The following is a 23,209-nucleotide window of genomic DNA, read 5'->3' on the forward strand; positions in this document are numbered from 1 at the left end:
GACGCTTGGTGGCACGGCCCTCACCCTCCGCCGGGGGCATACGGCACAACCGTGCCCTATGCCCCCGCCGGACCGTGCGTCACGCCTGCTCGAAGATCAGCGCCATCCACTGGTCCGGCCGCTCCAGTGGCCGGAACCCGATGGGCGCGTACACCTCGTGCGCGTCGTGCGTGGCGAGCAGGACCCGCCGTACGCCGTACGCGCGCACCTCGTCCCGTACGGCGGTGACCAGCGCGGTGCCGAGGCCCTTGCCGCGGACGGCCGGGTCCACGTACACGTCGCACAGCCAGGCGAAGGTGGCCCGGTCGGTGATGACGCGGGCGTACGCCGCCTGCGCGCCGGTGACCGTGTCGTACACACCGAAGTTGAGGGAGCCGCCGATCGCCTTCTCCTGGGTCTCGCGGGGGCGGCCCAGGGCCCAGTAGGCGTCGGTGGACAGCCACCGGTGCACCGTGTCGGCGTCGATCCGGGCGGGGTCGGTGGAGAGCTCGTAGCCCTCGGGCAGGCGGAATTCGGCAGTCATGCGCCGATGCTGGCAGCCGGTGACCTGGGGCGTCGAGCCGTTATCCCACCACCTGGGACCAGGCGGTGCGCAGCCGGTGCACGCCCTCCGTGATCTCGCCGGTGCCGGCCACGGCGGCGAAGCTGAGGCGCAGGTGTCCGGCGGGCGGTTCGGCGCTGAAGTAGGGGCGTCCGGGGGTGACGGCGACGCCCGCGCGCAGGGCGGCGGCGGCCAGGGCGGGCTCGGACGCGCCGTCGGGGAGGCGCAGCCACAGGTGGTAGCCGCCGGAGGGGATGTGCGGCAGCGCCAGGCCGGGCAGCTGGAGGCGCAGTGCGGTGGTCATGGCGTCGCGGCGGGTGCGCAGGGCGGCGGCGACGGCGCGCAGGTGGCGGGGCCAGGCGGGCGAGCCGACCAGTTCCAGGGTGGCCTCCTGGAGCGGGCGCGGCACGAAGAAGGTGTCGACGATCTGGATGGCGCGCAGCCGCTCCAGCACCGGGCCGTGCGCGGCGAGGGCGCTCACCCGGAAGCTGGGCGAGGTGGCCTTGGTCAGCGAGCTGACGTGCACCACCACGCCGTCGGGGTCGTCGGCGGCGAGCGGGCGCGGCAGCGGTCCGGCGTCCTCGTGCACCAGCCGCCGTACGAAGTCGTCCTCGACGACGAACGCGCCGGCCTGCCGGGCGATGCGCAGCACCTCGGCGCGGCGCTCGGGGGCGAGGACGGCGCCGGTGGGGTTCTGGAAGAGGGGCTGGCAGACGAAGACACGGGCGCCGGTCGCGCGGAAGGCGTCGGCGAGCAGAGGCGGCCGTACGCCGTCGGCGTCGACCGGGACGGGCACCGGGCGGAGTCCGGCGGCGCGGGCGATGGCGAGCATGCCCGGGTAGGTGGGCGACTCGACGAGGACGGGCGCGCCGGGCGGGGCCAGGGCGCGCAGGGCGGTGGTGAGGGCGGACTGTCCGCCCGCGGTGACCAGCACGCCGGCCGCCGTGACCGGGCCGCCGATGGCGCGCGCGAACCACTCGCGCAGTTCGGGCAGCCCCTCCATGGGCGGCCGTCCCCACGCCCCCGGCCGGCGTCCGGCGCGGGCCAGCGCGGCGGCCATGGCGCGCTCCGGCTGGAGGGAGGGGTGCAGATAGCCGCCGTTGAACTCGATCACCCCGGGCGCGGGGGCGGCGAGGGAGACGAGGACGCCGGACGCGTCGACGGAGCGCGGGACGAGGTCGGCGGCGCCGTCGGCGCTGAGGGCGACCTCCTGCCAGGAGGTGTCGCCGGTGGGGGCGGCCGGGGTGCGGGGCGCGGCGCGGAAGGCGCCGGCGCCGGGCCGGGTGACCACCAGCCCCTCGGCGGCGAGCCGCGCGAGAGCCCGGGAAACGGTCACGGGACTCACCCGGAACCGCTCGACGAGGGCCCTGCTGGACGGGAGCTTCTCACCGAGGGAGTAGCGGTCCAGCTCCTGTCTGAGCTGTTCCGCCAGTTCACCGACACTGCTACTCTCGTGCATGAGAGTACAGAGTAGCGCTACCGCACCCGCACCGATAGCAGTCGCCGCTCCCCCGCGCGGCCGTGGCTTCGGCGCCCTCCAGGCCGCCCTCGGAGTGGTGGCCTTCTCCCTGACCTTCCCCGCCACCGCCTGGGGTCTCGAGGGCTTCGGCCCCTGGTCGCTGGTGGCGGTGCGCAGCGTGCTCGCGGCGGTGATCGCCGGGGGCTGCCTGCTGGCCATGCGCGTCCCGCTGCCCGCCCGCCGCCACTGGGCGGGGCTCGCGGTGGTCGCGGCGGGGGTGGTGCTCGGCTTCCCGCTGCTGACCACGCTGGCGCTCCAGACGTCCACGACGGCGCACGCGGCCGTCGTCGTGGGTCTGCTCCCCCTCACCACGGCCCTCTTCTCGGCCCTGCGGACGGGCACACGCCCCTCGCGCACCTTTTGGGCGGCGGCCCTCGTCGGCGCGGCGGCGGTGGTGGCGTTCACCGTGCAGCAGAGCGGGGGCGCGCTGACCACGGCGGACCTGTACCTGTTCGGCGCCCTGCTGATCTGCGCGGCCGGCTACACCGAGGGCGGCCGGCTGGCCGGGGCGATGCCGGGCTGGCAGGTCGTCGGCTGGGCGCTGGTGCTGTGCCTGCCGCTCACCGTGCCGGTCGCCGCGGTCGCCCTGTCCGCGGAGCCGGTCCACCTCACCGCGCACAGCGTGAGCGGCCTGCTGTGGGTGGCGGCGGGTTCGCAGTTCCTCGGCCTGATCGTCTGGTACCGCGGCATGGCCGCCATCGGCATCCCGAAGGCCAGCCAACTCCAACTGGCCCAGCCTCTGCTGACCCTGTTCTGGTCGGTCTTCCTCCTGGGCGAACACCTCCCGGCCGCGGCCCCGATCACGGCGGTGGCGGTGCTGGTGTGCATCGCGGTGACGCAGCGGGCGCGGGGGTAGGCCACGGGGGCGCGGCCGGCTGAGCAGGACGCGGCACGGCCGGGGCGGGGCGCGTGAACGTACGCGGTGGGGGCGCGGTACGCAGGGGCGTGGACGGGCGTTGCGCGGGCGTGACGCCCAGCGCGAAACGCCGCAGGTGTCCGATGCGCGAAGCGTCGCCCGCCGTACAGGCCGAGCGCGCTCCCGCCGAGGAAAGTCGAACCCGGCCGCGTGCCCCCGGCAACGCGGCCGGACCGCTGGCGCGTCCCGTACCCCGCCGTAGACTCGAAGGAGCATGGACCGCTGCTCCCGTCAGGTGAGGAGGCGACGATGCGCGCAACCGTGGGTGACCAGCTTGTCCAGCACGGCAGGGTGGTCGGCCAGCACGACAAGGTCGGCGAGATCGTCGAAGTGCTCGGCCGGGACGGCGACCCGCCGTACCGGGTCCGGTTCGAGGACGGGCACGAGGGCATCTGCTCCCCCGGCCCCGACACCGAGATCCGGCACCGGGAGGTCGTGACCCGGCACTGATCAGGACGGGGGCCCGGCGGGCCGGCCGTAGTGGTCGGCCACCACCCGTGCCATCGCCCCGGCCGGATCGGCCGTCACCTCGCGCGCCGCGAAGAACACGTGCCCCCGCGCCTCGGGGTACCGCTTCGCCAGCGTGAGGTGGCGGGACAGCTCGGCGGGGTCCTGCCAGGCGGCGGGCTGCGCCGGGTCCCCCGCCTTGTACAGCGCCTCCCCCGCGTACAGCCGCGTGCCCGAGCCGCGCACGACGTCCGCCCACCAGGGCAGCAGCTTCGCGTAGTCGGCGGCGGCGAAGCCGATGTTCCAGTACAGCTGCGGGCAGATGTAGTCGATCCAGTTCTCCCGCGCCCACTTCCGGGTGTCCGCGTGCAGGTCGTCGTACGACTGCACACCCGCGCGCGTGGCGGAGCCGCGCGGGTCGACGTCGGCGTTGCGCCAGACCCCGAAGGGGCTGATGCCGAAGCGGGTGCCGGGGCGGATGCTCCGGATCGCCTCGGCGGTCTCGTGGACCAGCCGGTCGACGTTGTCCCGCCGCCAGGCCGCGCGGTCGGGGAAGGCGGCGCCGTACCGGTCGTAGGCGGCGTCGTCGTCGAAGGTCTGCCCGGCCACCGGGTACGGGTAGAAGTAGTCGTCGAAGTGGACCCCGTCGACGGGGTAGCGGCGCACCGCGTCCAGCATCGCCTCGCGCACGAACGCCCGGACCTCGGGCAGCCCGGGGTCGTAGTACAGCTTGCCGCCGTACGGGATCACCCAGCCGGGGTTGCGGCGCGCCGGGTGGGAGGCGGCGAGGCGGGCGGGGTCGGTGTGCAGGCTGACCCGGTACGGGTTGAACCAGGCGTGCAGGTGCAGACCGCGGGCGTGCGCCTCGGCGACCGCCGTGCCGAGGGGGTCCCAGCCGGGGTCGGCGCCCTGGGTGCCGGTGAGGTACTGCGACCACGGCTCGTGCGGCGACGGCCACAGCGCGTCGGCCGTGGGCCGCACCTGGAGCATCACGGTGTTGAGGCGGGCGCGGACGGCGGCGTCGAGGTGGGCGAGCAGCTCGGCGCGCTGCCGTTCGGCGCTCAGACCGGGGCGGGACGGCCAGTCCCGGTTGGTGACGGTGGCCACCCACATGCCCCGCATCTCCCCGGTCGCGGCGCCTCCCCGGCCGGGCCCGCCCGCGGTCCCCGCGCCCGTGCCCGTGCCCGGCGCGGGCCGCGGTGCCGACCCCGTGGTCGTCGTCGCCAGGGCGGCCAGCGCCGCCGCCGCGAAACCCCTGCGTGACACCCGCACCTTCGCCCCCCTGCCTCCGCTGCGACGGCATCCGTCACCACCGTCCTGGAACCGCCTGGTCAGGACGGTCCCCCGGCCAGGATGCCCCACCCCCGCGATCGATCATCGATACTTCGGAGTAACGTGCACGAACGGAGCAGGCGCCGGGACCCGGCACCCTGCCACAGCCGTAAGCAGTAGCGAAAGGGACGATGTGACCGACATCGAACGCGTCGGAGTGGTGGGCTGCGGTCAGATGGGCGCGGGTATCGCCGAGGTGTGCGCCCGTGCCGGGCTGGACGTCAAGGTCGCCGAGACCACCGGCGAAGCCCTGGAGATCGGCCGTACCCGGCTGTTCAACTCCCTGTCGAAGGCGGCGGAGCGCGGCAAGATCAGCGAGGAGGAGCTGGAGTCCACGCAGGCCCGGCTGACCTTCACCACGGACCTCGGCGAGTTCGCCGACCGTGACCTGGTGATCGAGGCCGTCGTCGAGAACGAGCAGGTGAAGACGGAGATCTTCCAGGTGCTCGACCAGGTGGTGACGCGCCCCGACGCGATCCTGGCGTCGAACACCTCCTCCATCCCGCTGGTGAAGCTGGCCGTCGCCACGTCCCGCCCGGACCACGTCATCGGCATCCACTTCTTCAACCCGGCCCCCGTGCAGAAGCTGGTCGAGCTGATCCCGGCGCTCACCACCTCCGAGGGCACCCTCAGCCGCGCGCAGGTCTTCACCGAGAAGGTGCTGGGCAAGCACGCCATCCGCGCCCAGGACCGCTCCGGCTTCGTGGTCAACGCGCTGCTGATCCCGTACCTGCTGTCCGCGATCCGGATGTTCGAGTCGGGCATCGCCAGCCGCGAGGACATCGACAACGGCATGGAGATGGGCTGCGCCCACCCGATGGGCCCGCTCAAGCTCTCCGACCTGATCGGCCTGGACACGGTCGCCTCGGTCGCGTACTCGATGTACGAGGAGTACAAGGAGCCCCTGTACGCGGCTCCCCCACTGCTCCAGCGCATGGTCGACGCGGGCCGCCTGGGCCGGAAGACGGGGTCGGGGTTCTACACGTACGAGTGATGCAGGAATGACGCAGTCCGACTGCGCGACTGTGGGCCCTGAGCGGGAAGTTCCACTCAGGGCCCACAGTGCTGCCATGGGCTTCGACCCCGTCACCGGCCCCCTGCGGGGCAGGGGGCCGGGCCTCCGCTACCGGAAGATGCGGAGGGACGAAATCTGGTTCTTGGCAGGACCGAGGTCACTGCTTGCCGAGCGCGGCGCCACGTCGACCTTGGTGCCCGAACAGTTCGCGCCGTAGTACAGCACGGCACGGTGGTGCGTGTTGTTGATGAAGGACTCCGCGCGGTTGTCGAACCCGTACGGGCTCGCGAGGTTCACGCAGCCGTACGCGGGAAACTTGAGCATCCGGCCCTGGAAGTTCTTCCCGTCGAAGAGACACAGTGGCGACTCCGACAGCGAGCGCGGACAGTCGGAGGACGCAGCCGACGCGCCAGGAGCCGCACCGACGCCGCCCGTGAGGAGAGCAGCCACCGCTCCGGCGGACACGAGGGCCGTCGTCAGACGCTTGCGAAGACGGATCACGAGCCGTTCCTTCTTTCCGGTTAACCTCCGCCCACCCCGTCGGCGGCGGAGGATTTGGTGATCGAAGCTTGGCCTGAACCTCGATGACCTGCACTGTTCTTACAGCCGGTCATCAATAGGTCATCAAGCTGACGTACCTGGAGTGCGGATGACGACACCACGGCAAGGGCGTGCGGAGCGCCCGATCAACCCGGACGACGGCCCCACCGAGGCGTTCGCCGTACAGCTGCGGCAGCTTCGAGCGAAGTGCGGGAGCCCCACGTACAAGGAGCTGGCGCGGTACGCCGGATACTCGTCAACCGCTTTGTCCGGGGCCGCGAACGGCCAGGCGATGCCCTCCCGCCAGGTCACATTGAGCTATGTACGCGCCTGTCTGACGTACGCTAAGGCCGGCCCCGAAGAGCGGGAGACGGTGATCGCCGAGTGGAGGCGGCGGTGGCACGACCTGGAGGCCCAGCTGGCCTCGCCCACCGACGACGAGGAAACAGTCGGTCCCGGCGATGACGCAGTTCCTGCTCAGGTCGGCATGGAGCACGAGACTCCCCCGGCCCCGGCGCCGGTCGGAGGTGACGCGGGTCCGAGCCGACACTCGTGGGTCCGTCGGCTCGGGACTCTCGGACGGCGGCGTGGTGTCACGCTTCTCGCGACCGTCGCAGCGGCCGTTCTCCTGCTGACCTTCGTACCTGCTCAGAAGCCGGCCCCGACGGCCGGGAGGGCGGGTGCCACACCGCACGGCACCGAGCAGCCTGACGACATCCCGATGCCGGAATCCGTCCCGCCTTGGGTGCCGGGAGAAGACCCCTCTCAGGTCCAGGTCGACCCGCTGGGACGGGAGAGCCGCTGCAGTGACGCCCGCGTCGGACCCGCCGGGGTGCTCCTGCGCGCATGCGTCCGCGTCACGGACGAACGGGTGTTCTTCGCGCTCAAGCTGAGCAACTCCGGATCGGTTCCTGTGGAAGTCACCTCGCGGCTCACCTACTTCGTGCACAGTAAGCGGCACACCTGCCAGGGGAACGGTCTCTGGCACGGCACCCTGGCAGCGGGGGCGAGTCACACCACTGATCCGAAGAACTGTGCGGCAGACAGGGTTCACTCCGCATATCAGGCCGAAGGGCTGCTCGCCCTGGGTCACTCACACAGGTGGGTCGTCCACAAGATGTCGACGAACGCCCATGTCTGGCCGGACCGAGTGCTCTGGCGCTGCCCCGGTGACGTTCCCTGCTGAGACGCGCATCGCCCTGGGTCTGTCGTCGGCAAGGTCGAGCTGATGTGACTCCGGGCCAGGCACTGCGGCGCCTCAGGTGAACGCCCGCCCGCAGTGTCAGCAGGGCGCGCAGTGCAGGGTTTTGGGCGGGGCGCCGGACCCGGGCGAGCAGGACCGGGATGGCCGCGTCGGTGATGACATGGGGGTGAGGCGGTCGCGGTAGGTGTCCGCCATCGGCTCGCTGAGGACGGCGACGCCCAGGCCACGGACGGCGAGGTCCGCGATTGCGTCGGCGGCACTCGCCTTGAGCGCGATGGACGATCGCACGCCCTGCGCGGCGCACGCCTGGTCCAGTACCGTGCGCAGGCCGGAGCCCGGCGGCATACGCACGAGCGGGTACGCGGTCAGGTCGCGCAGGGTGAGCCGGTGCCGCTTTTCCAGGGGGTGACCGGGTCGCGCTGTACGAGGAGGACGCGGTGATGGCCTGTCCGCCCGGCGAGGTGACCGTCGGGCGGGAGGCGATCCGCGCGCTGTGGGAGGAGGTGCTGGCGAACGCCCCGCGGTTCTAGCCGGAGCCGCCGTTGCCGACGCTGGTCGGCGGGGACCTCGCGCTGACGTCGACCCCGCCGAAGGACGGGGCCGGCGCCCGAGCCCAGGTCGTGCGGCGGCAGCCGGACGGGAGCTGGCTGCGGGTGCTGGACCAGCCGGAGTTCACCGGCCCGCCTAGGGCCTGTCCTGGAGACGCAGGTGGTGCAGGAGGAGGAGCGCCGCGGCCATGTTGGCCGCGGGGACCTCGCCCCGGGTGATCAGGTCCGGGACGACCTTCAGGGGGACCCACACGCGGCGGTCGGACTCGAAGGCGTCGACGGGCTCGCCGACGTACTCGCCCTCGTCGGACCAGTAGATGTGGTGGCGGGCGTCGGTGAGGCCGTTGGACGGCTCCACGGTCATCAGGTGGTGCAGGGGGCCGGGGCGCCAGCCGGTCTCCTCCTCCAGTTCGCGGGCCGCCGCGGCGGCGACGTCCTCGCCGTCCTCCACGACGCCGGCCGCGAGTTCCCAGCCCCAGCTGTCGGTGATGAAGCGGTGCCGCCACAGCAGCAGGACCTCGTTGGCGTCGTTGACGACGGTGGCGACGGCGACGGGCCTCAGGCGTATGAGGAAGTGGTCGAGGTGACGGCCGTCGGGGAGCTCGACATCCGCGAGATTGACGCTGAACCAGCGGTTTGCGTACACGCGTTGCTCGTTCTGTTTCGTCCACTGCATGGATCTGCCGCCTTCCGAGAGGTAAGGGGCAATATCGCAGCAGCGGCCGCCGCACAGCAGGCGCACGGAGGGCCGCCCGTGACGCAGGGGGCGGCGCGGTGGAGGCACACGCCGGGTGCGGCCCGGCGCGCGGCCCGCTACAGCGGCACCCGCAGCGCTCCGTCGATGAGTTCGGCCGCCTCGGCGGTGCCAGCGCAGCCGCTGCGGACCAGATGCTCGCGCACCTCGCGCAGCCGGTCGCGCAGCCGCTGCGACTCCATGCCGCGGGCCTGCTCGGCCATCTGCACGGCGACGGCCACCGCGCGGTCGGCGTTGCCCTGGCGCAGTTCGACGGTGCACAGCATGGCCAGCCGGTGCACCCGGCCCCGGTCGTGCGCCGGGGTGTCCACGGCCGCCGTCGCGTGCTCACCCGCCGCGGCCAGCTCACCGAGGCTCAACAGGGCCTCCGCCACCTGCACGTTGACCAGGCCCGGCTGGACATAGCCGGTCTCGTCGGGCTCGTGGCCGCGCCGGATGCGCTCGGCGGACTGCTCGGCCCGCCGGATGCAGGACAACGCGCCTGCCCCGTCGCCGAGATGGGCGTACGCCTTGGCCTGCATCGCGTACAGGTCCGAGGCGAGCGCCGGGGTGATGCGCCGGCCCGCGGCGCGCAGCGCGGCCTCGGCGAAGGCGACCGCCTGCCGGAACTCCCGCATGTGCAGCGACTGGTTGACGAGCAGGGCGATCACATAGGCGCCGAGGCCGCGGTCGCCGCTGGCCTTGGCGAGCCGCAGCGCCTGGTGGAAGTAGCGCTGGGCGAGGCCGTGGGCGTCGGAGTCGTAGGCGCAGATGCCCGCGATTGCCACCAACCCGCCGGTCGCGCGGTGGAGTTGACGGCCGGTGGCGTCGGTGTAGCTGCCGCGCAGCAGCGGGGCGGTCTCGGCGTTGAGGAAGCCGACGATGCGGGCGCGGGTCGCCATGCCGCCGGCCTTGCGGTACATCAGCTCGTAGTGGGCGCGGGCGGCGCGCAGCATCTCCAGGTCGCCGGGGGTGACCCGGTGCGGGCCGCCGCGGGAGACGTCCACGTCCTCGGGCGGGTTCTCCCACTCCCACACGGGCATCACGGCCGGGGTGCCGGTGACGGCGGGGGCGCCGAGGAGGTGCGGGCGGCCCTGCTGGTCGGAGCGCCACAGCGCGGTGGCCCGTTCGACGAATCCGGAGAGCGAGCCGGTGTGCGGGACGGCCGGTTCGCCGTGGACGCCGAGGCCGATGTCGTCGAGGGTGACGGGGCGGCGCAGCCGGGCGGCGAGCACCTCGCAGATCAGGTCGGGCGCCTGGCCCCGGGGGCGCTGCCCTTTCAGCCACCGGGCGACGGCGGTGTGTTCGTAGCGCAGTGTCAGACCGCGTGCCCGCCCGGCCTGGTTGACGTGCGCGGCCAGCCCCGCGTGGGAGATGCCGGCCTCGTCGAGGATCGCGTCGAGCAGAGTGTTGGGCTGCATGTCGGGCCCCCCGGTGGCTCGGTGCGGACAGGGTAGTGGCTGGTCGTTCACACGGGGTGTGAACGAAGTGCGCGCATCCGTAGTGTGCACGCGCTGTCGCGGAGCGTGCCCGGCCGGTTGACTGGATTGCCTCGAAAGAGGCCGGCCGGGCCGCCGGCTCCCCCTCGTACAGCGGCGGCCCGTATGTCCGCCGTCCGCCCGGCCGCCTGCCCGACACTCCGCGGCGGGGCGGACGGCCAGCCGGCCTCGCGCACCACCGGCCGGCCGTGGCCGGGCGGGGGCGCGGCGCTACCGGTCGGCCGTGGCCGAGCGGGAGGCGCCGCGGGTGGGCCGCGTGGGCGGGGAGCAGCGTTCGTTCCTGAGGATCAGCAGGGCCACGTCGTCCTTCGGCGGGCCGGCGCTGTGGTCGAGCAGGGCGGTGAGGACCGTGCGCAGGACGGCTTGGGGCGTGCCCGGACGGTCGCGGGCGGCCTCGGTGAGGACGTCCCGGAGCGGGAAGAAGCGGCCGTCGGCGTCGCGGGCCTCCTCGGCGCCGTCGGTGTGCAGCACGAGGATGTCGCCGGGGAGCAGCCGCCCGCAGGCGGCGGTGGGCAGGTCGCCGGGGAGCGGGAACAGGCCGAGGGGCGGGAGGGGATCGGCGCGGGCCAGCGGCTCGGCACCCGTGCCGGTCAGGCGGTACGGCCAGGGGTGGCCGCAGTTGAGGGCGTGCACCTCGCCGTCCGGGTCGATCTCCAGCAGCAGGACGGTGACGAACTCCTCGGCGGCGGGCGCGCCGTCCGGCGCGAGGTGGTCGCCGTCCGCCCGCTCACGCAGGTGCCGGTCCATGGCCCGCTCCAGGCGGCGCAGCACCCCGGCGAGGGTCTTCTCGTCGTGGGCGGCCTCGCGGAAGCTGCCGAGGACGGCGGCGCCGGTGCGGACGGCGCCGAGGCCGTGGCCGCGGACGTCGCCGATGACGGCCCGTACGCCGTGCTCGGTGGCCGTCACCTCGTACAGGTCGCCGCCGATGCGGGCGCCCGGGTCCGCGGAGAGGTGGAGGGCGGCGACGGCCAGCCCTTCGACACGGGGCGGGGGAGGCCGCAGCAGCACGCTCTGGGCGGCTTCGGCGATCCGGCGGGCGTGCCGGACCTCGCGGAGCATGCGGCGGCGGACGTGCAGGACGATGCCGGTGCCGACCGTGCACAGGACGGCGCTGCTGACCAGGCGGGCGCCGAGGGCGTCGTCCCGGGCCAGCGGGCAGGCCAGGCGGTAGGCCACGGCGACGGCACTCCACGCCGTGGGCACCGCGAGGGAGCTCAGCCGTGACAGGAACCGGGGCGGCACCCCGCGGGGAGCCCCAGGCTTGAAGCGGATCATGCCGATGGCCCCCCAAATAGGCCCGGACAGCGCAGACCGGCCTCGAGAGGCCGGTCCGATTCTGTCGACCGCGACCCCCGATCCGGTCGCATCACCCGACTCAGTCACTCGAAGGAGTGAGTAACCGAGGGGACTTCGGGGTTCCGCTCGCTGACCAGCCCTGACATGCCCGCGCCCACCCCGTCATATGCCCGAACCGGAACCCCCCTTCCGCCCCTCCGGGGCGCCTCACCCGGCCAACCGCACACACCACGGGCCGGTCACAAGGCGCGCTGCCTTGTGACCGGCCCGTGCGAGCATCCCGTACGCGGGACAGCGCGCGGTGTCAGCCGCGGAGTACCGCGCCGGTGCGGTCCGCCGCCAGGGCGACTGCCGTCTCCCGGGCCGCCGACGCCTCGTCGACGGTCAGCGTGCGGTCGTCCGCGCGGAAGCGCAGCGCGTACGCCAGGGACTTGCGGCCCTCGCCCAGCTGCTCGGCGTTCTCGTAGACGTCGAACAGGCGGATGGACTCCAGCAGTTCACCGGCCCCCTCGCGCAGGGCCGCCTCCACGTCGGCGGCGGGCACGAAGGCGTCGACGACCAGGGCGACGTCCTGGGTGGCGACCGGGAAGGTGGAGATGGACGGCGCCTGCGGCACCGTGTCGCCCACCCGCTCCAGGACGTCCAGGTCCAGCTCCATCGCGCAGGCGCGCGCCGGCAGACCGAGCGTCTTCAGGACGCGCGGGTGCAGCTCACCGGCGTGGCCGACGACGCGCTCGGCGCCGTCGACGGTGACGGTCAGCTCGGCGCAGCGGCCCGGGTGCCACGGCCCGTACTGCCCCTTGCGCATGCGCAGGTCGGCGCCGGCCTCGCGGGCGACGGTCCGGGCGGCCTCGACCGCGTCGGCCCAGTCGGCCGGACGGCCCTTGCCCCACCAGCCGGCCTGTTCGCGGGCGCCGGCCAGCACCACGGCGACGTGCCGCGGCTGGTCGGGCAGCGCGGCGTTCAGCGCGGCGATGTCGTCGGGGCTCGGGCGCCGGTCGACGGGGAGGTTCGCGGCGACCTCGGCGGCGTCGCGCGGCTGGAAGACCAGGCCGGTCTCGAACAGCGCGAGGTCGTGCGAGCCCCGGCCGTCGTTGCGGCGCAGCGCGGCGAGCAGCCCCGGCAGCAGCGAGGTCCGCAGCGCGGGCTCCTCGTCGCTGAGCGGGTTGGCCAGCTTGACGACGCGGCGGGCCGGGTCGTCGGCCTCCAGGCCGAGCTGGTCGAAGACCTGCTCGCTGACGAACGGGTAGTTCAGCGCCTCGACGTACCCGGCGCCGGCGAGCGCCCGGCCGATGCGGCGGTGCAGCCGCTGGCGGGCGGTCAGACCGCGGCCGGCCGGCGGCCTGGGCAGGGTGGAGGGCAGGTTCTCGTAGCCCTCCAGCCGGATGACCTCCTCGGCGAGGTCGTTCGGGTCGGTGAGGTCGGGCCGCCACGACGGGACGGTCACGATCAGCTCGTCCTGGCCGTAGACGTCGCAGCCGACCTCCTGGAGGCGGCGTACGACGGTCTCCCGGCCGTAGGTCACACCGGCGACCTTGTCCGGGTGGTCGGCGGCCATGGTGATGGTGTGCGGCGCGCCGGGGGCGACGACCTCGGTGACGCCGGCCTCGGCGGTGCCGCCGGCGAGCAGCACCAGCAGGTCGACGGTGCGCTGCGCGGCAGCGGCGGCGGCCTGCGGGTCCACCCCGCGCTCGAAGCGCCGGGAGGCCTCGGAGGACAGCTTGTGGCGGCGGGCCGTGCGGGCCACCGACACCTGGTCGAAGTGGGCCGCCTCGATGATCACGTCGGTCGTCGCGCCGGCGCCCTCCTCGGAGGGGTCGTGGTCGGCGATCTCGGTGTCGGCGCCGCCCATGACGCCGGCCAGGCCGATGGGGCCGCGGTCGTCGGTGATGACGAGGTCCTCGGCGTGCAGCTTCCGCTCGACGCCGTCGAGGGTGACGATCTTCTCGCCCTCCTGTGCGCGGCGGACGCCGATGGTGCCCTGGACCTGGTGGCGGTCGTAGGCGTGCAGCGGCTGGCCGAGCTCCATCATCACGTAGTTGGTGACGTCGACGGCGAGCGAGATCGGGCGCATGCCGACCTTCTGGAGCCGGCGCTGGAGCCAGATCGGGGAGCGCGCCTCGGGGCTGAGGCCGGTCACCGTGCGGGCGGTGAAGCGGTCGCAGCCGGCCGGGTCGGAGACCTTCACCGGGTAGCCGTAGGCGTTGGGCCCGGGCACGTCGAGCAGCGCCGGGTCGCGCAGCGGCAGGCCGTAGGCGATGGCGGTCTCGCGGGCGACGCCGCGGATGGACAGGCAGTCGCCGCGGTTGGCGGTGACGGCGATGTCCAGGACCTCGTCGACCAGTTCGAGCAGCTCGATGGCGTCCTTGCCGACCTCGGTCTCCGGCGGCAGCACGATGATGCCGTGGGTACCGTCGTCGCCCATGCCCAGCTCGTCGCTGGAGCAGATCATGCCGTGGGACGTCTTGCCGTAGGTCTTGCGGGCGCTGATCGAGAAGCCGCCGGGCAGGGTGGCGCCGGGCAGGACCACGACGACCTTGTCGCCGACGGAGAAGTTGCGGGCGCCGCAGACGATCTCCTGCGGCTCGCCCGTGCCGTTGGCCTGCCCGACGTCGACCGTGCAGAAGCGGATGGGCTTCTTGAAGCCCTCCAGCTCCTCGATGGTCAGCACCTGGCCGACCACGAGGGGGCCCTTGAGGTCGGCGCCGAGGTGCTCGACGGTCTCGACCTCGAGGCCGGCCGAAATCAGCTTGGCCTGCACGTCACGGCCGGTCTCGGTGGCCGGCAGGTCGACGTACTCCCGCAGCCAGGAAAGCGGGACCCGCATCAGATCTCCATCCCGAACGGCCGGGTGAACCGGACGTCACCCTCGACCATGTCTCGCATGTCTTCGACGTTGTGGCGGAACATCAGCATCCGCTCGATGCCGAACCCGAAGGCGAAGCCGCTGTACTTCTCGGGGTCGACGCCGCAGGCGGTGAGCACCCGCGGGTTGACCATGCCGCAGCCGCCGAGCTCGATCCAGCCCTCGCTGGAGCAGGTGCGGCAGGGCCGGTCGGGGTTGCCGACGGACGCGCCCTTGCAGACGTAGCAGAGCATGTCCATCTCGGCGGACGGCTCGGTGAAGGGGAAGAAGTTCGGCCGCAGCCGGGTCTTCATCTCCGCGCCGAACAGCGACTGGACCATGTGGTCCAGGGTGCCCTTGAGGTCCGCCATGGTCAGGCCCTCGTCGACGGCGAGCAGCTCGACCTGGTGGAAGACGGGGGTGTGCGTGGCGTCCAGCTCGTCGGTGCGGTACACGCGGCCGGGGCAGATCACGTACACCGGCAGCTCGCGGTCGAGCAGGGAGCGGATCTGCACGGGCGAGGTGTGGGTGCGCAGTACGACGCCGGACTCGGAGCCTCCCTGGGGGCCCTCGACGAAGAACGTGTCGGCCTCGCCGCGCGCCGGGTGGTCAGGGCCGATGTTCAGGGCGTCGAAGTTGAACCACTCGGCCTCGACCTCGGGGCCCTCGGCGACCTCGTAGCCCATGGCCACGAAGATGTCCTCGATGCGCTCGGAGAGCGTGGTGAGGGGGTGGCGGGCGCCGGCCGGGACGCGGTCGTGGGGCAGCGTGACGTCCACGGACTCCTCGACGAGGACGCGCGCGTCCCGCTCCGCCTCCAGCTCGGCCTGGCGGGCGGCGAGCGCCTTGTTCACGGCGCCGCGGGCCTGCCCGACGCGCTTGCCGGCGTCGGCCTTGGCGTGCGGGGGCAGCGCGCCGATCTCGCGGTTGGCCAGGGCCAGCGGGGAGGTGCCGCCGGTGTGCGCGACCTTCGCCTCCTGGAGCGCGTCGAGGGAGTCCGCGGCGGCGAAGGCGGCGAGCGCCTCGTCCCGCATGCGCTCGATCTCTTCCGGTTTCAACGCCTCGACCTCGACAGGGTCGTACGACTTATTCGGTGCCGACATCTCTTCCCGTGCTTCCGTTGGCTGGCTGATGGTCCCCGTCATCGACTCGTGGACGAACGGTCCGTCGCGCGCCCGCAGCGGGGCGCGGCGTTCGTCCTCGGGACGCAAAGGTGCCAAAGGCCGAGTCTAACGGGGTGGGTGTACGCGAAGGCGCCCGTGGGGGCCGCAGGCGTCTCAGGTGAGATACGCGGGGGCAGCCACGGGCAGCGTAAATCGGAACTCGGCGCCGCCGCCGGGGGCGCGTCCGACCGTGATGCTGCCGCCGTGGGCCTCGACGATGCCCTTGACGATGTAGAGCCCGAGGCCCGTGCCGCCGCGCTTGCTGCCCCGCCAGAAGCGGGTGAAGACGCGGTTCATGGACTCCTCCGGGATGCCGGGCCCCTCGTCGCTGACGGTGACCGACGTGGCTGCGGGTTCGGCGTGCTCGCGGTCGCGCGGGGACGCCGAGGGTGTGATGTCGATGGTGACGGTTCCCTCGCCGTGGCGCACGGCATTTTCCAGCAGGTTGCTCAGCACCTGGTCGATCTTGTCGGGGTCGGCCCACAGCGCGGGCAGCGGGTGCTGCACCCGGAGCAGGAACCGGTCGGCGGGCTGGCCGGCGGCGACGTGCGCCTGGATGTGCCGGCCCACGGCGGCCCCGATGTCGACGGGCTGGCGGCGCACCTCGAGGCGCCCGGAGTCGATGCGGGATATGTCGAGCAGTTCGGCGATGAGCCGGGTGACGCGGTCGGCGTCGGCGTCGACGGTCTCCAGCATGAGCCGCTTCTGGTCGTCGGTGAAGCGTTCCCACTTGGCGAGAAGGGTGGCGGTGAAGCCCTTGACCGAGGTGAGCGGCGAGCGCAGTTCGTGCGCGACGGTCGCGATCAGCTCGGCGTGGCTGCGCTCGGTGCGGCGTCGCGCCTCGGTGTCGCGGAGGGTGACGACGACACGGCGGACGGGCCCGGTGGGGCGGACGCGGACGTAGCGGGCGGAGACGAGGACCTCACGGCCGCCGGGCAGCAGGAGGTTGCGCTCGGGCTGGCCGACCCGGATGGCGAGGCCGCCGTAGGGGTCGGTGAGCTGCCACCAGCGGCGCCCCTCCAGGTCCTCTAACGGCAGCGCGGCCTCCAGGGCGCGGCCGAGGGCCTGCTCGGCGGGGACGGCGGTGATGCGTACGGCGGCGGCGTTGAAGCAGATCACCCGTCCGTGTTCGTCGGCGACGACGAGTCCGTCGGGGAGCTGGTCGGGGTCGATGCCGAGGTCGGCGAGGTCACCGCGCCGGGGCGCGGGCGGGCGCGCCGTGCGCTTGGCTCCCGGTGCGCTGCTCGTGCCGACGCTCATCCCCGTACCCCACCTCTCGGAACGTCCTCGGGGCGCCCCGTTCCCGGGCCCCGGCCGAGAGCTTGGGGAGGTCCCCGAGCTGGTCAGCCTACTAGCTCTCGGTGACGGAGCGGGACCCTCCGGCGGCGCGCTGTGCACGTGCCGACGCGTAGAGACATACGGCGGCGGCGGTGGCGAGGTTCAGGCTCTCCGCCTTTCCGTGGATGGGGACCCGGACGACGGCGTCGGCGAGGGCGCGGGTCTCCTCGGGCAGGCCCCAGGCCTCGTTGCCGAAGATCCAGGCGGTGGGGCCGCCCATGGTGCCCTTGTCGAGCTCCTCGTCGAGGTCGCGGTCGCCGGCCCCGTCGGCGGCGAGCAGCCGCACGCCGGCGTCGCGCAGTCCGCTGACGGCGCGTTCGACGGGCACGCCCACGGCGACGGGCAGATGGAAGTGGGAGCCGACGGAGGCGCGGACGGCCTTGGGGTTGTACAGGTCGACGGAGGCGTCGGTGAGGACGACGGCGTCGGCCCCGGCGGCGTCGGCGCAGCGCAGCACGGTGCCGGCGTTGCCGGGGTCGCGGACATGGGCGAGGACGGCGACGAGGCGGGGGCGGGCGGCGAGGATCTCCTCGAACGGCGTGTCCAGGAACCGGCACACCCCGACGAGTCCCTGCGGGGTGACGGTGGTGGAGATGTCGGCGACGACCTCGTCGGAGGCGAGGTGGACGCGGGCCCCGGCGTCCCGGGCGGCCCCGACGATGTCGGCGTACCGCTCGGCGGCCTCGGGGGTGGTGAACAGCTCGACGAGCGTGTCCCGGTGCCCGGCGGCCTCCCGCACGGCCTGCGGCCCCTCGGCGAGGAACAGCCGCTCCTTCCCCCGGAAGTTCCGCTTGGCGAGCCGCCGGGCGGCACTCACACGGGCGGACCGGGGAGAGATCAGCTCAGGTCCGACGGACACCATTTCAGTCACCTTCAGGAAGAACAGCCAGGGGCGCGGGAATTGCGCGACCGGCCACGACGGACCCACGGCCGAACGACGGCCGGCGAACAGAACGACAGGACCCGCAAGCTTTCAGCCTGCGGGTCCTGAATAACTCACGTCGGCTTCAAGCCAACGCAGTGCTTACGCGGCCTTGGGCGCGTTCACATCCGCCGGCAGCGCCTTCTGCGCGACCTCGACGAGCGCGGCGAACGCGGTGGCGTCGTTGACGGCCAGCTCGGCCAGGATCTTGCGGTCGACCTCGACGTTGGCGGCCTTCAGACCCTGGATGAAGCGGTTGTACGTGATGCCGTTGGCGCGGGCAGCGGCGTTGATGCGCTGGATCCACAGCTGACGGAAGTCGCCCTTGCGCTTCTTGCGGTCGTTGTAGTTGTAGACCAGCGAGTGGGTGACCTGCTCCTTGGCCTTGCGGTACAGGCGCGAACGCTGACCGCGGTAGCCGGAGGCCTGCTCGAGGATCGCCCGGCGCTTCTTGTGGGCGTTGACTGCCCGCTTGACGCGTGCCACTTGTTAACTCCTTGTAGCGGGGCCGTGGTGGTCTTCACACGGCCCGGAATCGATTGGGTCCCGGTGTTGACGCACGGCGCTCAGTGAGGGCGCCGGGGCGTCACTTGCCGAGAAGCTTCTTGATCTTCGCGGCGTCGCCCGGGGCCATCTCGGCGTTGCCGGTGAGGCGACGCGTCACGCGGGACGACTTGTGCTCGAGCAGGTGGCGCTTGCCGGCGCGCTCGCGGAGCACCTTGCCGGAGCCGGTGATCTTGAAGCGCTTGCTGGCACCGCTGTGCGACTTGTTCTTCGGCATAGCGCCGTTCTCTCCTCGTCGGTGGCGCTCCTGTGCCCGGTCGTGAAACCGGGCACACGGTGGAGCGTCGTACTTGTGTCGGGTTGCTTCCTGGGGCTCACGCCCCGGGGAGTCACGCCTCGGCCGGCTCCTCGGCCGCCTGGACGGAGTCCGCGTCCGCGGCGTTCTGCGACTTGCCGGGGTTGGCCTTCGCTTCTGCCTTGCGGGCTTCCTGTGCCTGGCGGGCCTCGGCCATCGCCTCGGTCTTCTTCTTGTGCGGACCGAGGACCATGATCATGTTGCGGCCGTCCTGCTTCGGGTTCGACTCCACGAACCCGAGGTCGGCCACGTCCTCCGCGAGCCGCTGCAGGAGCCGGTAACCGAGCTCCGGCCGGGACTGCTCGCGACCACGGAACATGATCGTGATCTTGACCTTGTCGCCCTGCTTGAGGAACCGGACGACGTGACCCTTCTTGGTGTCGTAGTCGTGCGGGTCGATCTTCGGCCGGAGCTTCATCTCCTTGATGACCGTGTGCGCCTGGTTCTTGCGCGCCTCACGGGCCTTCATGGCCGACTCGTACTTGAACTTCCCGTAGTCCATGAGCTTGCACACGGGCGGACGGGCGTTCGCCGCGACCTCCACGAGGTCGAGGTCGTACTCCTGCGCAAGCTCCAGGGCCTTGGCAAGCGGGACAATCCCGACCTGCTCGCCGCTGGGACCGACAAGTCGCACCTCGGGAACGCGAATCCGGTCGTTGATGCGGGGCTCGGCGCTGATGGATCCTCCTCGGTAGCACCACGCGACGGTCTGGCGGACAGCCGCGTAACGTCTGTGTTCCTTAGACCTAACCGCGCCGAGACACGAAAAATGCCCCGGACGATCACTGGCGGGGCTCCTCGAACTACCGGAACACCGCCACGGAGACCGCGGGGCGCGCTTTCGGGCCGATCGCCGACTCGGGGACGGGATCTGCCTGACCGGTGACCCGCCGCCCTGAGGGCGGCCAGGTGGGAGTTCGAAAGCCTCCACTTGTGGGCCGGGCTCGCGTGCCGTGAGACATACGGGTCCGACCGGTCGTTACACAAGGTTAGCAGTTCCCCGGGACAGGCACCAACCGGCCGTCCGCCCGGCTCCTGGCGTCGGCGGCGCGCGGGGCTGCGCCTATCGTGTGGGGCATGAGTGAGACCTCCCCCTCGGACACCCCCGAGACCCCCGGCAGCCCCGACTTCGACGCCATGGCCCGCGACATCGCGGAGGTTCCGGCGGTCGAGGTGATCGTGACGGTCGCCGTCAACCTGATGAGCGCCGCCGCCGTGAAGCTCGGTCTGACCGAGGAGGGCGACACGTACAAGGACCTGGACGAGGCCCGCAAGCTGGTGCACGCGCTGGCCGGTCTGCTGGACGCCTCGGCGACGGAGATCAGCTCGTTCCACGCGGCTCCGCTGCGGGACGGCCTGAAGTCGCTCCAGCTCGCCTTCCGCGAGGCCTCCCTGGTCCCGGACGAGCCGGGCAAGGGGCCGGGCGAGAAGTACACGGGCGCGGTCTACGGCTGACCCGGCGGGCGCCCCGGTGCCCGTTCTTCTGTCACTGACGCACGTACAAGGGCTCGCCGGGAGGCGAGGCCTCGGCCGGCAGGACTGCCAGGTCGAGGCCGCGCACCAGGCGGGCCCTCAGTGTCTCGTCGGCGGCGAGCCGCTGCGCCACGGCGCGGGCGGCCTCGGCGACCGCGTCTACCAGGCGCTCGCCTCGGTGGACGTGGGCGCCGCGCTCGCCGCCGGCATCCCGATCGTGCTGCTGGCGGTCGTCCTCGACCGGGTGACGGGCGCGGCCGGCGCCCGGCTCGGCGAGGCGCCAGCGCCGAATGCCCGCGCGCTGGGGGCGTACGCCCTGATCGCCGCCGTGGCCGTCGCGGTCGCGGGGCGGCTCGCGGGCCGGCTGGAGTGGCCCGAGAGCTGGGTCGTCGGCATCGCGGAGCCGGTCAACCGGGCCGTCGACTGGATGACCGCCCACCTGTACTCGGGCGTGCCCGTGGTCGGCGGCACCGCCGACTGGGCGGGCCGCTTCACCACCTGGGTGCTCGACCCGCTCCGCGACGGACTCCTGTGGCTGCCCTGGTGGGCCGTGCTGCTGGTCGTCGCCGCCCTGGCGTGGCTGATCGGCACCTGGGGCACCGCGCTGACCGCCGTCCTCGCCATGGCCGCGATCGGGGTGCTCGGCGTGTGGAAGCCGTCGCTGGACACGCTGTCGCAGGTCCTCGCGGCCGTCGCCGTGGCTCTCGTCGTCGGCTTCGCGACCGGCATCGCCGCTGCCCGCAGCGACCGCGTCGAACGGTGGCTGCGCCCGGTGCTGGACGTGTTCCAGACGATGCCGCAGTTCGTGTACCTGATCCCGGTGGTCGCCCTGTTCGGCGTGGGCCGCGCCCCGGCGGTCGCCGCCGCGGTCGTCTACGCGCTGCCCGCGGTCGTCCGGATCACCGCCCAGGGGCTGCGCCAGGTCGACCCGGCCGCCCTGGAGTCGGCGCGCTCGCTCGGCGCGACCGGCGCCCAGCAGCTGCGGCAGGTGCAGCTGCCGCTGGCCCGCCCGGCGCTGCTGCTCGCCGTCAACCAGGGCGTGGTGCTGGTCCTGGCCGTCGTCGTCATCGGCGGCCTGGTCGGCGGCGGCGCGCTCGGCTACGACGTCGTCTTCGGTCTTGCGCAGGGCGACCTGGCGACCGGTCTGGTGGCCGGCGCCGCGATCGTCTGCCTGGGCCTGATGCTCGACCGGGTCACCCAGCCCACCGGTCGCCGCGCACGGAAGGGAGCGTGACATGCGGATCCGTACGATTCCCGCGGTGGCGGCGGGCTGCGCGCTCGCGCTGCTGACCGGCTGCGGGGCCGCCGACATGACCAAGCAGGCCTCGCCGTTCGCCAACGCGCGCGGGGCGAGGACGGTCACCCTGTCGGTGCAGTCCTGGGTCGGCGCCCAGGCCAACGTGGCCGTCGCCCAGTACCTGCTGGAGCACGAGCTGGGCTACCGCGTCGACACCGTGCAGGTCGACGAGGTGCCCGCCTGGGACGCCCTCAGCCAGGGCCGCGTGGACGCGATCCTGGAGGACTGGGGCCACCCCGAGCAGGAGCAGCGGTACGTCCAGGACAAGAAGACCATCGTGAACGGCGGTGACCTGGGCGTCACCGGGCACATCGGCTGGTTCGTGCCGACGTACTTCGCCGAGCGGCACCCGGACGTCACCGACTGGAAGAACCTGAACAAGTACGCCGAGCAGTTCCGCACGCCGGAGAGCGGCGGCAAGGGCCAGCTGCTCGACGGCTCCCCCTCCTACGTCACCAACGACAAGGCGCTGGTGAAGAACCTGAAGCTGGACTACCAGGTGGTGTTCGCCGGCTCCGAGGCCGCGCAGATCACCCAGATCCAGCAGTTCGCCAAGGAGAAGAAGCCGTTCCTGACCTACTGGTACACGCCCCAGTGGCTGTCCGAGCAGGTGCCGATGACGGAGGTGAAGCTGCCCCCGTACGAGGAGGGCTGCGACGCCGACCCGGAGAAGGTCGCCTGCGCCTACCCGCACACCCCGCTCCAGAAGTACCTCAACGCGGACTTCGCGCGCGACGGCGGCAAGGCGGCGGAGCTGCTCAGGAACTTCGAGTGGACGACCGAGGACCAGAACGAGGTCTCCCTGATGATCGCCGAGCAGAAGCTGTCGCCCGAGGAGGCGGCCGGGAAATGGGTGGACAGCCACCGCTCCGTCTGGGAGAAGTGGCTGCCCTGATCGTCTACTGGTGCTGTCCCGGCTGGTAGTGGCCCGGAGTCATCCGGCAGGTCACGCCGAACCGGTTCCAGGCGTTGATCACCGCGATGGCGGCGATCAGCTGGGACAGCTCCGCCTCGTCGAACTGCTTGGCGGCCCGCTGGTACACATCGTCGGGCACGAAGCCGTCCGTGAGGACCGTGACCGCGTCGGTCAGCTCGATCGCGGCCAGCTCCTTCTCCGTGTAGAAGTGCCGCGACTCCTCCCACGCGGAGAGCTGGACGATCCGCTCGACGCTCTCGCCCGCCGCGAGGGCGTCCTTGGTGTGCATGTCCAGGCAGAACGCGCAGTGGTTGAGCTGCGAGGCGCGGACCTTGACCAGCTCGGCCAGCTTCGGGTCCAGCCCTTTCCGGGCCGCGACGTCCAGCCGGACCATCGCCTTGTAGACCTCGGGGGCGTGCTTCGTCCACTCCAGACGGGCGGGCTCCTCCGCCGCGTACGTGGCCGTCCCGGTCGTGTCGGTGGTGTTCGTCATGCCCTCGACCCTAGGAGCCGGTCAGCCCAGGAGTATGGTCCAGTTCCATGGCGGAACGCTGGGCCACTTTCGGCATCGACCTGCACCTCGACCCGAGCGGGCCCGGGCTGCGGCGCGGTCTCACCGACGCCCTGCGGGAAGCCGTCCGCGGCGGCCGGCTCGCCCCCGGCACCCGGCTGCCCTCCTCCCGCTCCCTCGCCGCCGATCTGGGCATCGCCCGCAACACCGTCGCCGACGCCTACGCCGACCTGATCGCCGAGGGCTGGCTCACCGCACGCCAGGGCTCCGGCACCCGCGTCGCCGAGCGCGCCGT

23 protein-coding genes and 3 pseudogenes are annotated in these 23,209 nt (G+C 72.8%); 9 read left to right on the forward strand and 17 right to left on the reverse strand.

Annotation, left to right across the window (positions count from 1 at the left end):
• Window positions 1-79: 79 nt before the first annotated feature.
• Window positions 80-523, reverse strand: a complete 444-nt coding sequence (locus CCN29_RS04140; protein ID WP_006132352.1) for a GNAT family N-acetyltransferase — start codon at window positions 521-523, stop codon at window positions 80-82.
• 40 nt (window positions 524-563) lie between these two features.
• Complete coding sequence (locus CCN29_RS04145; RefSeq protein ID WP_006132351.1) at window positions 564-2,000, reverse strand: aminotransferase-like domain-containing protein; 1,437 nt, start codon at window positions 1,998-2,000, stop codon at window positions 564-566.
• Here CCN29_RS04145 and CCN29_RS04150 point away from each other — a divergent pair.
• Entirely contained in the window at window positions 1,999-2,916 is a 918-nt protein-coding gene (locus tag CCN29_RS04150) for a DMT family transporter (protein ID WP_086680099.1), read from the forward strand. The two genes, CCN29_RS04145 and CCN29_RS04150, sit on opposite strands and share 2 nt — an antisense overlap.
• Window positions 2,917-3,225: 309 nt before the next feature.
• Entirely contained in the window at window positions 3,226-3,426 is a 201-nt protein-coding gene (locus tag CCN29_RS04155; protein ID WP_006132349.1) for a DUF1918 domain-containing protein, read from the forward strand.
• Here the strand turns inward: CCN29_RS04155 and CCN29_RS04160 are convergent, their stop codons facing one another.
• Window positions 3,427-4,689 carry a glycoside hydrolase family 10-like protein gene (locus tag CCN29_RS04160; RefSeq protein WP_006132348.1) on the reverse strand — a complete coding sequence of 421 codons (1,263 nt, stop codon included), beginning with the start codon at window positions 4,687-4,689 and terminating at the stop codon, window positions 3,427-3,429.
• A 199-nt stretch (window positions 4,690-4,888) separates the two neighbouring features.
• Here CCN29_RS04160 and CCN29_RS04165 point away from each other — a divergent pair, with 199 nt between their 5' ends.
• The gene (locus tag CCN29_RS04165; protein WP_006132347.1) at window positions 4,889-5,749 is read left to right on the forward strand and encodes a 3-hydroxybutyryl-CoA dehydrogenase; all 861 of its coding nucleotides are present in this window, start codon (window positions 4,889-4,891) and stop codon (window positions 5,747-5,749) included.
• A 129-nt stretch (window positions 5,750-5,878) separates the two neighbouring features.
• Here the strand turns inward: CCN29_RS04165 and CCN29_RS04170 are convergent, their stop codons facing one another.
• Entirely contained in the window at window positions 5,879-6,271 is a 393-nt protein-coding gene (locus tag CCN29_RS04170) for a peptidase inhibitor family I36 protein (RefSeq protein WP_031022738.1), read from the reverse strand.
• A 148-nt stretch (window positions 6,272-6,419) separates the two neighbouring features.
• On the opposite strand from CCN29_RS04170, the gene CCN29_RS34765 reads away from it, so the two are divergent.
• The gene (locus CCN29_RS34765; RefSeq protein WP_107481670.1) at window positions 6,420-7,496 is read left to right on the forward strand and encodes a helix-turn-helix domain-containing protein; all 1,077 of its coding nucleotides are present in this window, start codon (window positions 6,420-6,422) and stop codon (window positions 7,494-7,496) included.
• 96 nt (window positions 7,497-7,592) lie between these two features.
• Here the strand turns inward: CCN29_RS34765 and CCN29_RS35570 are convergent, their stop codons facing one another.
• Window positions 7,593-7,916 carry a LysR substrate-binding domain-containing protein gene (locus tag CCN29_RS35570; RefSeq protein WP_442538231.1) on the reverse strand — a complete coding sequence of 108 codons (324 nt, stop codon included), beginning with the start codon at window positions 7,914-7,916 and terminating at the stop codon, window positions 7,593-7,595.
• Window positions 7,917-7,930: 14 nt separating this feature from the next.
• Here CCN29_RS35570 and CCN29_RS04180 point away from each other — a divergent pair.
• A pseudogene (locus CCN29_RS04180) lies at window positions 7,931-8,281 on the forward strand (YybH family protein); the annotation flags it as partial.
• On the opposite strand, the gene CCN29_RS04185 reads toward CCN29_RS04180, so the two are convergent.
• The 10 genes from CCN29_RS04185 to infC all read right to left on the reverse strand — a co-directional run bounded on the left by CCN29_RS04185 (window position 8,199) and on the right by infC (window position 19,396).
• Window positions 8,199-8,738 (reverse strand): NUDIX domain-containing protein, encoded by a 540-nt coding sequence (locus CCN29_RS04185; protein WP_086680101.1) that lies wholly within the window; start codon window positions 8,736-8,738, stop codon window positions 8,199-8,201. The pseudogene CCN29_RS04180 and the gene CCN29_RS04185 sit on opposite strands and share 83 nt — an antisense overlap.
• 137 nt (window positions 8,739-8,875) lie before the next feature.
• Complete coding sequence (locus tag CCN29_RS04190; RefSeq protein WP_031022729.1) at window positions 8,876-10,216, reverse strand: NsdA family TPR-like regulatory protein; 1,341 nt, start codon at window positions 10,214-10,216, stop codon at window positions 8,876-8,878.
• A 288-nt stretch (window positions 10,217-10,504) separates the two neighbouring features.
• Window positions 10,505-11,569, reverse strand: a complete 1,065-nt coding sequence (locus CCN29_RS04195) for a PP2C family protein-serine/threonine phosphatase (RefSeq protein WP_031022727.1) — start codon at window positions 11,567-11,569, stop codon at window positions 10,505-10,507.
• Between the two features lie 325 nt (window positions 11,570-11,894).
• On the reverse strand, window positions 11,895-14,417 hold the full coding sequence (gene pheT, locus CCN29_RS04200; protein WP_086680103.1) for a phenylalanine--tRNA ligase subunit beta: 2,523 nt from the start codon (window positions 14,415-14,417) through the stop codon (window positions 11,895-11,897).
• Window positions 14,417-15,538 carry a phenylalanine--tRNA ligase subunit alpha gene (gene pheS, locus CCN29_RS04205; protein WP_031065138.1) on the reverse strand — a complete coding sequence of 374 codons (1,122 nt, stop codon included), beginning with the start codon at window positions 15,536-15,538 and terminating at the stop codon, window positions 14,417-14,419. Before pheS ends, pheT begins: the two co-directional genes overlap by 1 nt.
• Window positions 15,539-15,712: 174 nt before the next feature.
• Window positions 15,713-16,858 (reverse strand): sensor histidine kinase, encoded by a 1,146-nt coding sequence (locus tag CCN29_RS04210; protein ID WP_006132337.1) that lies wholly within the window; start codon window positions 16,856-16,858, stop codon window positions 15,713-15,715.
• Window positions 16,859-16,949: 91 nt separating this feature from the next.
• Window positions 16,950-17,798, reverse strand: coding sequence for a TrmH family RNA methyltransferase (locus CCN29_RS04215; RefSeq protein WP_006132336.1), 849 nt, complete (start codon window positions 17,796-17,798; stop codon window positions 16,950-16,952).
• Window positions 17,799-17,960: 162 nt separating this feature from the next.
• Window positions 17,961-18,344, reverse strand: coding sequence for a 50S ribosomal protein L20 (gene rplT / locus CCN29_RS04220; RefSeq protein ID WP_004933571.1), 384 nt, complete (start codon window positions 18,342-18,344; stop codon window positions 17,961-17,963).
• Window positions 18,345-18,444: 100 nt separating this feature from the next.
• On the reverse strand, window positions 18,445-18,639 hold the full coding sequence (gene rpmI, locus CCN29_RS04225; RefSeq protein WP_003977225.1) for a 50S ribosomal protein L35: 195 nt from the start codon (window positions 18,637-18,639) through the stop codon (window positions 18,445-18,447).
• A gap of 112 nt (window positions 18,640-18,751) precedes the next feature.
• Window positions 18,752-19,396 (reverse strand): translation initiation factor IF-3, encoded by a 645-nt coding sequence (infC, locus tag CCN29_RS04230; protein ID WP_078540917.1) that lies wholly within the window; start codon window positions 19,394-19,396, stop codon window positions 18,752-18,754.
• A gap of 398 nt (window positions 19,397-19,794) precedes the next feature.
• Here infC and CCN29_RS04235 point away from each other — a divergent pair, with 398 nt between their 5' ends.
• Window positions 19,795-20,172, forward strand: a complete 378-nt coding sequence (locus CCN29_RS04235) for a DUF1844 domain-containing protein (protein ID WP_006132334.1) — start codon at window positions 19,795-19,797, stop codon at window positions 20,170-20,172.
• 31 nt (window positions 20,173-20,203) lie between these two features.
• On the opposite strand, the pseudogene CCN29_RS35280 reads toward CCN29_RS04235, so the two are convergent.
• A pseudogene (locus CCN29_RS35280) lies at window positions 20,204-20,341 on the reverse strand (SseB family protein); the annotation flags it as partial.
• On the opposite strand from CCN29_RS35280, the pseudogene CCN29_RS04245 reads away from it, so the two are divergent.
• Window positions 20,324-21,424, forward strand: a pseudogene (locus tag CCN29_RS04245) (ABC transporter permease subunit); the annotation flags it as partial. The pseudogenes CCN29_RS35280 and CCN29_RS04245 sit on opposite strands and share 18 nt — an antisense overlap.
• A 1-nt stretch (window position 21,425) precedes the next feature.
• A complete protein-coding gene (locus tag CCN29_RS04250; protein ID WP_006133498.1) occupies window positions 21,426-22,382 on the forward strand; it encodes an ABC transporter substrate-binding protein in 957 nt (318 codons plus the stop codon).
• Window positions 22,383-22,386: 4 nt separating this feature from the next.
• On the opposite strand, the gene CCN29_RS04255 is transcribed toward CCN29_RS04250, so the two are convergent.
• Window positions 22,387-22,896 (reverse strand): carboxymuconolactone decarboxylase family protein, encoded by a 510-nt coding sequence (locus CCN29_RS04255; protein ID WP_086680105.1) that lies wholly within the window; start codon window positions 22,894-22,896, stop codon window positions 22,387-22,389.
• A gap of 47 nt (window positions 22,897-22,943) precedes the next feature.
• Here CCN29_RS04255 and CCN29_RS04260 point away from each other — a divergent pair.
• Window positions 22,944-23,209, forward strand: a 266-nt coding sequence (locus CCN29_RS04260) for a GntR family transcriptional regulator (RefSeq protein WP_143661273.1), incomplete at its 3' end; no start/stop codon positions are given.

This window comes from Streptomyces pseudogriseolus (assembly GCA_002154585.1).
Taxonomy (GTDB): Bacteria; Actinomycetota; Actinomycetes; order Streptomycetales; family Streptomycetaceae; genus Streptomyces; species Streptomyces pseudogriseolus.